This is a genomic window from Stenotrophomonas thermophila, from assembly GCF_001499715.1.
Lineage (GTDB): Bacteria > Pseudomonadota > Gammaproteobacteria > Xanthomonadales > Xanthomonadaceae > Stenotrophomonas > Stenotrophomonas hibiscicola.
Genome location: NZ_CVIW01000023.1, coordinates 103,801 through 118,275, shown reverse-complemented (window position 1 = coordinate 118,275; position 14,475 = coordinate 103,801). Strand labels below are relative to the sequence as shown.

8 protein-coding genes are annotated in these 14,475 nt (G+C 65.1%); 5 read left to right on the top strand and 3 right to left on the bottom strand.

What is annotated here, in order from left to right; genetic code table 11:
- Positions 1–205: 205 nt before the first annotated feature.
- Positions 206–5,182: an NAD-glutamate dehydrogenase gene (locus BN1263_RS11625; protein WP_058981289.1), complete on the bottom strand. Its 4,977-nt coding sequence runs from the start codon at positions 5,180–5,182 to the stop codon at positions 206–208.
- A 250-nt stretch (positions 5,183–5,432) separates the two neighbouring features.
- Between BN1263_RS11625 and BN1263_RS11620 the strand changes: the two genes are divergently transcribed.
- The 3 genes from BN1263_RS11620 to BN1263_RS11610 are packed head-to-tail and all read left to right on the top strand — an operon-like array spanning position 5,433 to position 10,546.
- A complete protein-coding gene (locus BN1263_RS11620; RefSeq protein WP_058981287.1) occupies positions 5,433–6,089 on the top strand; it encodes a TetR/AcrR family transcriptional regulator in 657 nt (218 codons plus the stop codon).
- Complete coding sequence (locus BN1263_RS11615) at positions 6,089–7,357, top strand: efflux RND transporter periplasmic adaptor subunit (protein WP_058981285.1); 1,269 nt, start codon at positions 6,089–6,091, stop codon at positions 7,355–7,357. The genes BN1263_RS11620 and BN1263_RS11615 overlap by 1 nt, the downstream gene beginning before the upstream one ends.
- A 15-nt stretch (positions 7,358–7,372) precedes the next feature.
- On the top strand, positions 7,373–10,546 hold the full coding sequence (locus BN1263_RS11610) for a multidrug efflux RND transporter permease subunit (protein WP_058981283.1): 3,174 nt from the start codon (positions 7,373–7,375) through the stop codon (positions 10,544–10,546).
- A gap of 153 nt (positions 10,547–10,699) precedes the next feature.
- On the opposite strand, the gene BN1263_RS11605 is transcribed toward BN1263_RS11610, so the two are convergent.
- Positions 10,700–11,062: a hypothetical protein gene (locus tag BN1263_RS11605; RefSeq protein WP_260832942.1), complete on the bottom strand. Its 363-nt coding sequence runs from the start codon at positions 11,060–11,062 to the stop codon at positions 10,700–10,702.
- 208 nt (positions 11,063–11,270) lie between these two features.
- On the opposite strand from BN1263_RS11605, the gene BN1263_RS11600 reads away from it, so the two are divergent.
- On the top strand, positions 11,271–12,188 hold the full coding sequence (locus BN1263_RS11600) for a hypothetical protein (protein WP_058981279.1): 918 nt from the start codon (positions 11,271–11,273) through the stop codon (positions 12,186–12,188).
- Between the two features lie 45 nt (positions 12,189–12,233).
- Here the strand turns inward: BN1263_RS11600 and BN1263_RS11595 are convergent, their stop codons facing one another.
- On the bottom strand, positions 12,234–13,382 hold the full coding sequence (locus tag BN1263_RS11595; protein ID WP_058981277.1) for an acyl-CoA dehydrogenase family protein: 1,149 nt from the start codon (positions 13,380–13,382) through the stop codon (positions 12,234–12,236).
- Between the two features lie 152 nt (positions 13,383–13,534).
- On the opposite strand from BN1263_RS11595, the gene BN1263_RS11590 reads away from it, so the two are divergent.
- Entirely contained in the window at positions 13,535–14,464 is a 930-nt protein-coding gene (locus BN1263_RS11590; RefSeq protein ID WP_019660391.1) for an ArsR/SmtB family transcription factor, read from the top strand.
- Positions 14,465–14,475 lie beyond the last annotated feature (11 nt).

Sequence of the window (14,475 nt, the reverse complement as noted above, 5' to 3'; positions counted from 1 at the left end):
GACACGCCGTAAACCCATCCCTGGGGGCTCGATCGCGCCATCCATGGCGCTCACGGTCCCGGCGGATATGCCGGTCATCCACCTGGCAGGTTCACGGCCGGCGTCGGGTCAGTGATCGTAGAAGAGAAAGCAAAAACAAAACGGCCCCGCTTTCGCGGGGCCGTTCCGGTTCACGCATGCCAGGCATGGCCTGGCACTACTTCACTTACGCGCCGTGTGCCGCCAGCTGGCCCAGGCGCTGCACCGCGACCGAAACGGTCGGGTAGTCCAGGGTCTTCTGCTCGGCCAGTTCGGCCAGCATCGCCAGGGTGAAGCGCAGGCTGTTGTCGTCACGGCTCATCCAGGCTGCGACCTTGGCCTCCGCGCTGCTGCCCTTGGTGCCCAGCACCTGGCCGGCCAGGTTGCGGTGGTTGGCGGCCAGCTCGTCACGCAGCACGCCACGTGCCACGGCGTGCCAACGACCGTTGACCTCCAGCGCATCGACCTGCTCGAACAGCCACGGCAGCTGCAGGGCATCGCCCAGGCGGAAGTGGACCTTGGACACGTCCACCGGCTTCAGCTTGCGGGTGCGGGCCAGTTCGATGATGTCGAACGCCGGCTCCAGGAAGTGCAGTTCGGCCAGCTGCTGCGCCAGCGCGGACGGCAGGCCCTTTTCCTTCCACTCGGCCACCAGGGCTTCGTAGGTCGGACGCTGCGAATCCGGCAGCACACCCGAGGCAACGCGGATGTCGTTGAACGGACCCTGGTAGCGGTTGACCGCTTCGGTGATGCCCGGCATCGCGCCCGGGCGCGACAGCAGCCAACGCACGAACGAACGCTGCAGCTTCCAGATCACTTCCAGTGCGTCGATCTGCACCGACTCCGGCACCTTGCCGTCGAGTGCATCGATCTGCGCCCACAGCGCGCGCGCATCCAGCGTTTCGCGGCTGATGGTGTAGGCCTTGGCGACTTCGGCGATGGAACGGCCGGTGTCTTCCTGCATGCGCATCAGGAAGGTGGCGCCCATGCGGTTGATGGTCTGGTTGGTCACGGCCGTGGCGATGATTTCGCGCTTCAGGCGGTGACGCTCCATCGCGTCGGCGTACTTCTTCTGCAGCGGGGTCGGGAAGTAACGCTGCAGTTCCTTGGACAGGTACGGATCTTCCGGGATGTCCGATTCCAGCAGCTGGGCGAACGCCACCAGCTTCGAGTAGGACAGCAGCACCGACAGTTCCGGGCGGGTCAGGCCCTGGCCGCGTGCCTTGCGCTGGGACAGCTCGGCGTCGGACGGCAGGAACTCGATCTGGCGATCCAGCAGGCCCTGCTGTTCCAGGGTACGGATGAAGTGCTGCTTGGAACCCAGGCGCTTGACCGCCATCCGCTCCATCAGGCTCAGCGCCTGGTTCTGGCGGTAGTTGTCGTTGAGCACCAGCTCGGCGACTTCATCGGTCATCGAGGCCAGCAGCTTGTTGCGCTGCTCGACGGTCAGCTTCTTGGCCCGCACCACATCGTTGAGCAGGATCTTGATGTTGACTTCGTGGTCGGAGGTGTCCACACCGGCCGAGTTGTCGATGAAGTCGGTGTTGAGCAGCACGCCGGCCTGGGCGGCTTCGATGCGGCCCAGCTGGGTCATGCCCAGGTTGCCGCCCTCGCCCACCACCTTGCAGCGCAGCTCGCCACCGTTCACGCGCAGCGCGTTGTTGGCGCGGTCGCCGACATCGCTGTGCTGCTCGCTGGCGGCCTTGACGTAGGTACCGATGCCGCCATTCCACAACAGGTCGACCGGAGCCTTCAGGATCGCGCTCATCAGATCGTTCGGCGACAGCGCCTTGACGTTCTCGTCCAAACCCAGCGCTTCGCGCACCTGCGGGGTGATCTCGATCGACTTGAGGCTGCGCGGGTACACGCCGCCGCCCTTGCTGATCAGCTTGGTGTCGTAATCAGCCCAGCTGGAACGCGGCAGGGTGAACAGGCGTTCGCGCTCGACGAACGACGTGGCCGCGTCCGGGTTCGGGTCCAGGAAGATGTGGCGGTGGTCGAATGCAGCCACCAGGCGGATGTGGCGCGACAGCAGCATGCCGTTGCCGAACACGTCGCCGGACATGTCGCCGACACCGACTGCGGTGAAGTCCTGGCTCTGGCTGTCACGGCCCAGGGCGCGGAAGTGGCGCTTGACCGATTCCCACGCGCCGCGTGCGGTGATGCCCATGCCCTTGTGGTCGTAACCCACCGAGCCACCCGAAGCGAACGCATCGCCCATCCAGAAGCCGTGCGCGATGGCCAGGCCGTTGGCGATGTCGGAGAAGGTCGCGGTGCCCTTGTCGGCCGCCACCACCAGGTACGGATCGTCCATGTCGTGGCGCACGACATCCACCGGCGGCACGATCTTGTTGTTGACGATGTTGTCGGTGATGTCCAGCAGGCCCTGGATGAACAGCTTGTAGCAGGCCACGCCGTTGGCGAAGATCGCATCACGGTCGCCGTTCACCGGCGGGGTCTTGGCGAAGAAGCCGCCCTTCGCGCCGACCGGCACGATGACGGTGTTCTTGACCATCTGTGCCTTGACCAGGCCCAGTACTTCGGTACGGAAGTCCTCACGACGGTCCGACCAGCGCAGGCCGCCACGGGCGACCGCGCCGAAGCGCAGGTGGGTACCTTCCACGCGCGGGCCGTAGACGAAGATCTCGCGGTACGGGCGCGGCTTCGGCAGGTCCGGCACCAGCGCCGAATCAAACTTGAAGCTGATGACATGGCCGTGCTGGCCGTTGGCATCGGTCTGGTAGTAGCTGGTGCGCAGGGTCGCGTCGATCACGCCCATGAACGAGCGCAGGATGCGGTCCTCGTCCAGGCTGGACACACGGTCCATCAGCTTCAGCAGCGCATCGCGCGCGGCCTGCATCTGCGCGTCGCGGTCACCCTTGCGGGCGTCGACCACGGTCTTGAGCACCTTCAGGGTGGCGTCGTCGCCAGCAGCCAGCACATCGAAGTGGGCCTTCAGCTGGGCCTGGCCGGCGGCGATGTCGTCCTTGCTCTCGTGGCCGGTAGCCGGATCGAAGCGCGCTTCGAACAGCTCGACCAGCAGTCGGGCCAGCAGCGGGTAGCGCGCGAAGGTGCCTTCCACGTAGGCCTGCGAGAACGGCACGCCGGTCTGCAGCAGGTACTTGCAGTAGCCACGCAGCATGGCGACCTGGCGCCAGTGCAGGCCGGCAGCCAGCACCAGGCGGTTGAAGCCGTCGTTCTCGGCATCGCCGTGCCAGACGCGGGCAAAGGTCTCGCCGAAGGCTTCATCGACGCTGGCGGCATCGATCGCGCCGGCGGTCGATTCGACCTCGAAGTCCTGCACGTACACCGGGGCGTTGTCGACCGACAGGCGGTACGGACGCTCGGCGATCACGCGCAGGCCCATGTTTTCCATCATCGGCAGCGCGTCCGACAGCGGGATGTCGTCCAGCTGGCGATACAGCTTCAGGCGCAGGCCATCACCGCTTTCGCGCGGCACGGCCTGCAGGCTCAGGCGCAGGTCGTCCGGGCCGGTCAGGGCATCAAGCTGGCTGACATCGTTGGCCGCAACAGCCGTGCTGTTGTCTTCGATGTAACCGGCCGGCAGCGCCTTGCCGATGCGGGCGGCGATGCGCAGGCCTTCGGTCTCGCCATGGCGGGCCACCAGCGCCTCGCGCAGGTCGTCCTGCCAGTTGCGCAGGACCTGGGCCAGCTTCTGCTCCAGTTCGGCGGTATCGACGTCGAGCATTTCACCCGGCTTCGGGCGCACGATCAGGTGCACCTGGGCCAGCGGCGATTCGCCCAGCACCACCGAGCTGTCGACGAACTCGCCGTGGAGCGCGTCCTTCAGCATCGCTTCGATGCGCAGGCGCACGTCGGTGTTGAAGCGCTCGCGCGGCAGGTAGACCAGCGCGGAGATGAAACGGCTGTACTTGTCGCGGCGCAGGAACAGGCGGCTGCGCACGCGTTCCTGCAGGCCCAGCACGCCCATCGCGGTGCGGAACAGTTCGTCCTCGCTGGACTGGAACAGTTCTTCGCGCGGCAGGGTTTCCAGGATATGGCGCAGGGCCTTGCCACTGTGGCTGGCCGGGGCCAGGCCGGACTGCTTCATCACGTGCTCGTGGCGCTGGCGCACCAGCGGGATTTCCCACGGGCGACGGTTGTAGGCGCTGGAGGTGAACAGGCCGAGGAAACGCTGCTCGCCGATGATCTTGCCCTTGGCGTCAAATTCCAGCACGCCGATGTAGTCCATGTAACCGGCGCGGTGCACGCGCGAACGGGCATTGGTCTTGGTCAGGATCAGCGCGTCCTTCAAACCGGACGTGGTGTTCAGGCCCTGCGCGGCCAGGGTCTTGACCGGACGGGCGGCGGACTTGTCCTTGCCGCGCATCAGGCCCAGGCCGGTGTCGTTCAGCGGCGCCAGCACCTCTTCCTTGCCCTGCTTCTCGACGCGGTACTCGCGGTAGCCGAAGAAGGTGAAGTGGTTGTCAGCGGCCCAGCGCAGGAACTCCTGTGCTTCCTTGCGCGACGCGTCGTCGACCGGCAGCTGGCGGCTGCCCAGGTCGTCGGCCAGTGCCAGCGCCTTGTCCTTCATCGGCTGCCAGTCGCGCACGATCGCACGCACTTCATCCAGCGCCTTGTTGATGGCCTGCTCGATGGCAGCCATTGCAACGGCCGGCTGGCGGTCGATCTCCAGCAGCATCACCGACTCGGCATCACCTTCGCCGACCTTGACCAGCTTGCCGGCCTTGTCGCGGGTGAAACGCAGTACCGGGTGGCCCAGCACGTGGACCCCCACGCCCTGCTCGGCCAGCGACATGGTGACGGTATCGACCAGGAACGGCATGTCGTCGTTGACGATCTGCAGCACGGTATGCGGCGATTCCCAACCGTTGGCCTTCGCGGTCGGATTGAACACGCGGACGTTGGCCTTGCCAGCCTTGCGGGCCCGGGCGAATTCCAGCGTCTCGGCCGCGAGAGCGGCCCACTCTTCAGCGCTGTGGTGCGGGAACTCGTCCGACTCCATGCGCTTGTAGAAGTCAGTGGCGAAGGCCACTGCTTCGGCCTGTGCGGCCGCGGGGTAGCGCTTGCGCAAGGCCGTGTACACCGGCTCCAGGGAGAAACCAGCGGTCACTGCGACCTCCGACTCTGCTGGTTTCGTCTTGTTTTTCACGGTCTTGGCTGCGGTTTTTTGCGGTTTCATGGCAGAGCGATGCGCTTGCTCAGTTGGGAAAATGAAATTGTAGCCCTACCGCACGAAAAGGCCTTGCTGCAGGACGGAATAAGCAGATCCGGGTTTGCTGCGGTTTAGACGCCTATTCAGTTCGCTCCGGTATGGAGATGGCGCCGGCTTCAGCACTGCCGACAGGATCGGCAAAGCGTGTTACCGGAAGACACACGCGGCGACGCCGATTCGATTCCACAATCCTGAACTGGACGGTATAGTCCACCGCGTGAACCCGGCCTACCTTCCCGTTGCCCTCGACGCACGCGATGAGCGCGTGTTCGATGCCGTGCGCGAACTGCTGGCCCAGCAGGGCATGCAGATGAGCATGGACGCGGTGGCCCAGCATGCCGGCTGTTCCAAGCAGACCCTCTACTCGCGCTACGGCAGCAAGCAGCAACTGCTGCGCCGGGTAATGCAGCGCCACGTCGGCCACGCTACCGGCGCCATGGTTCGTGCACTCCGCACTGACGACCTGCGTGCCAGCCTGCTCCAGTTCGCCACCGACTTCCTGGAGCACTTCAACCAACCGCACGTGGGCCAGGCCTGCCGGCTGATCGCCTCCGACGCGGCCCAGTTTCCCGAAGAGGCGCGTACCCTGTACCGGCATGGCGCCGGCGCACTGACGCTTCATCTTGCTGAATGGATTGAAACCGTTTGCATGCAGGGCCAGCTCCGGCATGACGACCCGCACTTCATGGCCGAGCTGCTGCTGAGCATGATCGCCGGTCAGGATTTCGACAAACAGCGCTTCCATACCCCCCACCGTGATGACGCGCTCTTGCGTCGGCGCTGGGCAGAGTTCTCCGTCGACAGCTTCCTGCGCGCCTTCGCGCCTCAGCCGTCGCCGGCCCCGTCTACAAACCAACCCCGGAGTTCTTCCTGATGACCGCCCCACTCCGCACCCTTGCCTTGACGTGCGCCGTTGCTGTCGCGCTGGCTGCCTGCAAGAAGCCGGAACAGCAGACGCCCCCGCCGCCGGAGGTGGGCGTGATCGACGCCAGGCCGCAGACCCTGCCGCTGCAGCGCGAGCTGGTCGGCCGCCTGTCGCCGTTCCGCAGTGCCGACGTCCGCGCACGCGTGCCCGGCGTGCTACTCAAGCGCGTCTACCAGGAAGGCTCGCAGGTCAAGCAGGGCCAGACCCTGTTCCTGATCGACCCGGCGCCGCTGCGTGCCTCGCTCAACGCCTCCGAGGCCCAGCTGGCCTCGGCCCGCGCGACCTACGCCAACGCCAAGGTCGCCGCCGACCGCGCACGCTCGCTGGCCCCGCAGCAGTTCGTCTCCAAGTCCGACCTGGACAACGCCGAATCGGCCGAGCGCACCGCGCTGGCCGCGGTCAAGCAGGCCGAAGCCGCCGTGACCTCCTCGCGGATCAACCTGGGTTACGCCGAAGTGACCGCGCCGATCAGTGGCGTGGCCAACAAGCAGCAGGTCACCGAGGGCGCGCTGGTCGGCCAGGGCGATGTGACCCTGCTGACCACCGTCGATCAGCTCGACCCGCTGTACGTGAACTTCTCGCTGAGCGTGGACGAATTGACCCAGCTGCGCGCGCAGCAGGCCAAGGGCGCGCTGGCGCTGTCCGGCGACGGCAAGGCGACGGTGGCAGTGAAGCTGGCCGATGGCAGCACCTACAGCGAGCCGGGCACGCTGGACTTCTCCTCCACTACGGTCGACCCGGCCACCGGTGCAGTGTCATTGCGCGCTGTGCTGCCGAACCCGCAGCAGATCCTGCTGCCAGGTGCCTTCGTCAGCTTCCAGGCCAACCTGGGCGAGCGCAACAACGCCTACCTGGTACCGCAGCAGGCCCTGCTGCGCGATACCACCGGCGGCTACGTGATGGTGGTCGGCGCCGACGGCAAGGTCGTGCGCAAGAACGTGAAGACCGATGGCGCGCAGAACGGCAACTGGCTGGTCAGCGACGGCCTGGCCGCCGGTGACAAGGTGATCGTGGCCGGCGTGCAGAAGGTCAAGGAAGGTGCACCGGCGGTGGCCAAGCCGTGGACCCCGGGGCAGGACGCCAACGGCAAGCCTGCCGCAGGCGGGGCCGCTCCGGCGGGCGCGGCACCGGCCGCAGGCAAGGCACCGGCCGACGCTGCCAAGCCCGAGCAGGCCGATGCGGCCAAGCCGGCCGCCACCGATTCGAACAAGCAGTAACGGGAACCTTCCGTCATGCCTAAATTTTTCATCGAACATCCAGTCTTCGCCTGGGTGGTTGCGATCCTGATCTCGCTCAGCGGCGTGATCGCGATCCTCAACCTGGGCGTGGAGTCCTATCCCAACATCGCCCCGCCGCAGGTCACCGTCTCGGCGACCTACCCGGGCGCCAGCGCCGATACCACGGAAAAGTCGGTCACCCAGGTGATCGAGCAGCAGCTGACCGGCATCGATCACCTGCTGTACTTCAGCTCCTCGTCCGCCTCCAACGGCCGTGCACAGATCACCCTGACCTTCGAGACCGGTACCGATCCGGACATCGCCCAGGTGCAGGTGCAGAACAAGGTCTCGCTGGCCACGCCACGCCTGCCCTCGGAAGTGACCCAGCAGGGCGTGGTGGTGGCCAAGGCCAACGCCGGCTTCCTGATGGTGGTGGCGCTGCAGTCCGATACCCCGACCATCAACCGTGACGCCCTGAACGACATCGTCGGTTCGCGCGTGCTCGACCAGGTCTCGCGCATCCCCGGCGTCGGCAGCACCCAGCAGTTCGGTTCCGAGTACGCCATGAACATCTGGCTGAACCCGGAAAAGATGCAGGGCTACGGCCTGTCGGCCAGCCAGGTACTGGCCGCGGTACGTGCGCAGAACGTGCAGTTCGCCGCCGGTGCGCTGGGTTCGGACCCGTCGCCGGAAGGCCAGCACTTCACCGCCACGGTCTCGGCCGAAGGCCGCTTCAGCTCGCCGCAGGAATTCGAGAACATCATCCTGCGCGCCAACGCTGACGGTTCGCGCGTGCTGCTGAAGGACATCGCCCGCGTCGCCTTCGGTGCCAACAACTACGGCTTCGACACCCAGTACAACGGCAAGCCGACCGGCGCCTTCGCCATCCAGCTGCTGCCGGGCGCCAATGCCCTGAACGTGGCCGAAGCGGTGCGCGCCAAGATGGACGAGCTGCAGCCCAGCTTCCCGTCCGGGGTGACCTGGTTCTCGCCGTACGACAGCACCACCTTCGTCAAGATCTCGATCCAGGAAGTGGTCAAGACTCTGTTTGAAGCGGTCTTGCTGGTGTTCCTGGTGATGCTGATCTTCCTGCAGAACTTCCGCGCCACCCTGATCCCGACCCTGGTGATCCCGGTCGCCCTGCTCGGTACCTTCCTGGGCATGTGGATGATCGGCTTCACGATCAACCAGCTGACGCTGTTTGCGATGGTGCTGGCGATCGGAATCGTGGTCGACGACGCGATCGTGGTGATCGAGAACGTCGAACGCATCATGACCGAGGAGGGCCTGGCGCCCAAGCCGGCCACGCAGAAAGCGATGACCCAGATCACCGGTGCGGTGGTGGCGATCACCGTCGTGCTGGCCGCGGTGTTCATCCCCTCCGCCCTGCAGGGCGGTGCCGCCGGTGAGATCTACAAGCAGTTCGCGCTGACCATCGCCATCTCGATGGCATTCTCGGCGTTCCTGGCCCTGGGCTTCACGCCGGCGCTGTGCGCGACCTTCCTCAAGCCGACGCACAACGACAACCCGAACATCGTCTACCGCACCTTCAACAAGTACTACGACAAGATCAGCCACACCTATGTGGGCCACATCACCTCTGCGGTGCGCCATGCGCCGCGCTGGATGATCCTGTTCGTGGTGCTCACCGCGCTGTGTGGATTCCTGTTCACCCGCATGCCGGGCAGCTTCCTGCCGGAAGAAGACCAGGGCTATGCGCTGGCGATCGTGCAGCTGCCGCCGGGCTCGACCAAGGGCCAGACCAACGAAGTGTTCGCGCAGATGCGTGGCATCCTGGAAAAGCAGGATGGCTATGAAGGCATGCTGCAGGTGGCCGGCTTCAGCTTCGTCGGTTCCGGCGAGAACGTGGGCATGGGCTTCATCCGCCTGAAGCCGTGGGAGGAACGCAAGTTCACCGCGCCCGAGTTCATCCAGAACATGAACGGCGCGTTCTACGGCATCAAGGAAGCGCAGATCTTCGTGGTCAACCTGCCCACCGTGCAGGGCCTGGGCCAGTTCGGTGGCTTTGACATGTGGCTGCAGGACCGCAGTGGTGCCGGCTACGAACAGTTGACACAGGCGCGCAACATCCTGCTGGGCCAGGCCGCGCAGAAGCCTGAAGCACTCGTTGGCGTGCGTCCGAACGGGCTGGAGAACGCCCCTCAGCTGCAGCTGCACGTGGACCGTGTGCAGGCACAGTCGATGGGCATGTCAGTGTCGGACGTGTACAGCACCATCCAGCTGATGCTGGCCCCGGTGTACGTCAACGACTTCTTCTACGAAGGCCGCATCAAGCGCGTGACCATGCAGGCCGATGGTCCGTACCGCACTGGCCAGGAATCGCTGAAGAGCTTCTACAGCCCGTCCAGCCTGACCCAGAACGCCGATGGCACCAACGCGATGATCCCGTTGAACACGGTGGTCAAGTCCGAATGGGTGTCGGCACCGCCGTCGCTGAGCCGCTACAACGGCTATTCGGCGATCAACATCGTCGGCTCGCAGGCCCCGGGCACCAGCTCGGGCGAAGCGATGCAGACCATGGAGAGCATCGTCAACGACGACCTCCCGGCCGGCTTCGGCTACGACTGGTCCGGCATGTCCTACCAGGAAATCCTGGCCGGCAACGCGGCGACCCTGCTGCTGGTACTGTCGATCGTGGTGGTGTTCCTGTGCCTGGCCGCCCTGTATGAAAGCTGGTCGATCCCGGTGGCGGTGCTGTTGGTGGTGCCGCTGGGCGTGCTGGGTGCCCTCGGCCTGTCGATGCTGCGCGGCCTGCCCAACGATCTGTTCTTCAAGATCGGCCTGATCACCGTGATCGGCCTGGCGGCGAAGAACGCCATCCTGATCGTGGAGTTCGCGGTGGAGCAGCGCGCAGCAGGCAAGAACCTGCGTGATGCCACCATCGAAGCGGCGCGCCTGCGTTTCCGCCCGATCCTGATGACCTCGTTCGCGTTCATCATGGGCGTGATCCCGATGGCGATCTCCACCGGCGCAGGCGCCAACTCCCGCCATGCCATCGGTACCGGCGTGATCGGCGGCATGCTGTTCGCCACCCTGCTCGGCCTGTTGATGATCCCGGTGTTCTTCGTGGTCGTGCGCCGCATGCTGGGCGACAAGCTGGATGAACCGTCCAAGGAGTTCATGGAGCGCCAGCGCGACGCGGATGCAGCACACCGTCCGGATCGTTGATCCGGCGGTGCGCTGAAACGAGAAAGGCCCCGGAGCGATCCGGGGCCTTTTTTGCTGCCGCTTCTGGATCCATGCCGCCCCAGGTTGGCATCTACCGGGGCAACGGCATACCCGGTAGTCGCCAACCTTGGTGGGCGCTGTCCGGGCAACGTCTCAGCGCAACACTGCGATCACCACGCATGCCGCCACAATCGCCAGCGCAGGCCATTGCATCGGCAGGAAGAAAAAGTGATGCGGAGCATGCTGCCCAGGTGCACGCGGCTTTCGATTGAGCACGAAACCCAGCACCGTGTTGATTGCCGAGCCAAGGCCGAACGCCAGCAGGACCTGGCCGAGTGAAGTATTGCCGCGACCCACCGCTGGATCCGGGAACAGGATGAGGATGAGCAGCACGGCAGCGATCGGTGTGAGCAGGGTCAGCAGCCCTGCGCCTCGATAGATGAGCATGTGGTGGCGTCCATGAACGGTGGAGCATTCTGCGACCAAGGAGCGGGAATGCCAATGGATCGTTGGCATGTCGCCTGCCCGGAGACCGGTCGCATACGGCCTGTACTGAAAAGTCCCTTCCACTGCTGCGCCGACAACGAGGCGCTCAAGGCGTCTACCGGTTTCGCATAAGGCCCCCGCTTTGGATTCCTGGGCGCGCAGAAGTGCGGCACGCCCGGATCGTTGCTATCCAGATGCCTCCACGGCAATCGATCCGAAGCCCTCCAGGAGACTGATCATGGAAAGAGCACCACTACGATTCTTCAGCTGCCCTGCCCTGCTGTTTGGCGCGCTCTTCGCGGCCAGCAGCATCCAGGACAGCCACGCGGCAGGCGTCCTCGTCTGCGACAACTGTCGTGACCCGCGCGCATTGGCGCTTTCCTCGGGTACGGGGCCGACCATCGTCGCCGACTTCCAGCAGCGCCGGATCCATGGTTTCGATGTGGAATACGATCGCGAGCTACGGCGCTATCGCGCAACAAGGGCGCAGATTCCGGGGCCAATCAACGCATCCTTCAATCGGATCATGGGCATGCTCGACAACAACGTGCCAACCGTACAGTTCGCGCCGCGGCAGCGGGCCGGAAGAGGAGTCCAGTACGAGGTTCATCCTGATGACCCGCAATACGCCAACGGTATAAGCTTCCCGGAAGAGCACAAGAACCTCAACGCCTACGATGTCGTTCAGATGGCCACTGAGCGATCAAGGCTGGAAGGTGACATCGGCAAGGCCTTCACGGGGGCGACAACATCGTCGGCCGCCTGGAACGGCATGGCAACATTCCTTTCCTCGATCGGCCTGAGCTTCGTCAGCAAGACCGTCGGCATTGACAGCGCCATCTATCGGATCACATGGCGCGATGGTTCAAAAACCACGCTGGTCATCACGCCTTCTGCGGTTGATCAAGCCCGCTATGTGCAAGGTGAAAGCCGTGACGCCAAGGGCAACAAGATTCCGGATGGTGCGGCAACCGATCCAGAGATGGCCCGGAGCTTCATCGGCAACTATCGCTTTGACGATGCCGGCGAGCTCGAACGATGGGTTGACTCCGCCCGGCTCTACGGCGTGACCATGCATCCGGGAATGCCACGGGAATCCCTTCAGATCGTCTGTGAATGGAATGGAAAGGATATCGTTTGCCGGTTGCCACGTTGACAGCGCAGAGGAAACGGGGCGGCAATCGCCGCCCCGTCGTGTCCATCAGCGCAGCCCGGTCTCGTTGCGGGCGATCACCAGGCGCTGGATCTCCGAAGTACCTTCGTAGATCTCGGTGATCTTGGCATCACGGAAGTAGCGCTCCAGCGGCATTTCCTTGGAATACCCCATGCCGCCGTGGATCTGCACCGCCTGGTGGGTAATCCACATCGCCGCCTCAGAGGCGGTCAGCTTGGCAATGGCAGCCTCATTGCTGAAGCGCTTGCCCTGGCCCTTCACCCACGCCGCGCGCAGGGTCAGCAGCAGCGCTGCGTCCAGCTTGCACTTCATGTCGGCAATCTTGGCCTGGGTCATCTGGAAGGTACCGATGGCCGCGCCGAATGCCTTGCGCTCCTTCACGTATTCCAGAGTCGCTTCATAGGCGGCACGGGCGATGCCGATGGCCTGCGAAGCGATGCCGATGCGGCCGGCATCGAGCACGCTCATGGCGATCTTGAATCCCTCGCCTTCCTGGCCCAGCACGTCTTCGGCCTGCGCCACGTAGTCGTTGAACTCGATCTCGCAGGTGGCCGAGGCGCGGATGCCCAGCTTGGGCTCGGTCTTGCCACGACCGAAACCGGCCTTGTCGGTATCGATGATGAAGGCGGTGATGCCGCGCGCGGCCTTGTCCGGCTCGCTCATCGCGAACAGCACGATGTACTTGGCCACCGGACCGGAGGTGATCCAGCTCTTCTTGCCATTGATGACGAAGGTGCCGTCGGCCTGCTTCACCGCGCGGCAGCGCATGGCGGTGGCATCGGAACCGGACTGCGGCTCGGTCAGCGCGAACGCGCCGATGGCCGTGCCTTCGGCGATGGCACGTACGTAGGTCTGCTTCTGCTGCTCGGTACCGTGGGTCAGGATGCCGTTGCAGAACAGCGAATTGTTGACCGACATGATGGTCGAATGGGCTGCGTCGGCGGCGGCGACCTCCACCATCGCCAGCACGCACGCAACCGGGTCCATGCCCGCACCGCCGTATTCGGTCGGCACTTCAATGCCCATCAGGCCGTTCTCGCCCAGCAGGCGGATGTTGTCCAGCGGGAACTCGCCGGTGCGGTCATGATGCTCCGCACTGGGGGCGATCTTTTCCTGCGCGATGCGCCGCGCCACGTCCTGCAGCATCAACTGCTCTTCGGTAAAGCTGAAATCCACAACACCCTCCCGGGTACATGAAGTTATGGGCCGCATACGGCGCGCCCAGGTGCTCCGATTGTACCGGGGCCCGGCAGTTTCCGTACGCTGGCGACTTGACCGCGACAGCCCCTTCAGCGAATATATCTCTATATCGCGATAGGTAGATGTTTATGGATCTGGAAGACTGGTCGACCCGCCTGAAGGTGTTCGCCGATGCCACTCGCGTGCGCCTGCTGGCGCTGCTGGAGCAGGAGGAACTGACCGTGGCCGAACTGTCGGCGATCACCCGGCTGGCGCAGCCGCGCGTGTCCACCCACCTGGCACGCCTGAAGGAAGCCGGCCTGGTCCGCGACCGCCGTGCCGGCGTGTCGGCCTACTACCGCTTCGACGAGGCCCAGCTGGACCCGGCGCAGCGTGCATTGTGGCATGCCTTGAGCAACGGAAGCGATGACCCGCTGCTGCGCCAGGATGCCGAACGCGTCGCCGCCGTGCTGGCGCACCGCGCCTCGGACCAGAACTGGGCCGACAGCGTGGCCGGCGACATGGAACGCCACTACTCTCCGGGCCGTACCTGGGAGGCGCTGGCCCGCACCGCGCTGCCGCTGCTGGAGACCGGCGACGTGCTGGATATCGCCTCTGGTGATGGCGTGCTGGCCGAACTGGTAGCCCCACATGCCAAGCGCTACATCTGCATCGATACCAGCGCGCGCGTGGTTGCCGCCGCCAGCGAGCGCCTGCGGCGGCTGCCCAATGTGGAAGTGCGCGAGGGCGACATGCATGCACTGCCGTTCAAGGATGCCAGCTTCGATCTGGTCGTGCTGATGCACGCGCTGACCTACGCCAGCAAGCCGGCGCAGGCGGTGACCGAAGCCGCGCGCGTGCTGCGGCCCGGTGGCCGGCTGCTGCTGTGCAGCCTGGCGCGCCACGAGCACAAGGCCGCCGTGGAGGCCTATGGCCATGTCAACCTCGGCTTCAGCGACAAGGAGCTGCGCAGGTTCGTCGACAAGGCCGGCCTGCAGGTGTCCAGCCTGGAGACGGTCACCCGCGAGAAACGCCCGCCGCACTTTGAAGTGATTTCGCTGATCGCCAACAAGCCCTGAGCCCGAGACCG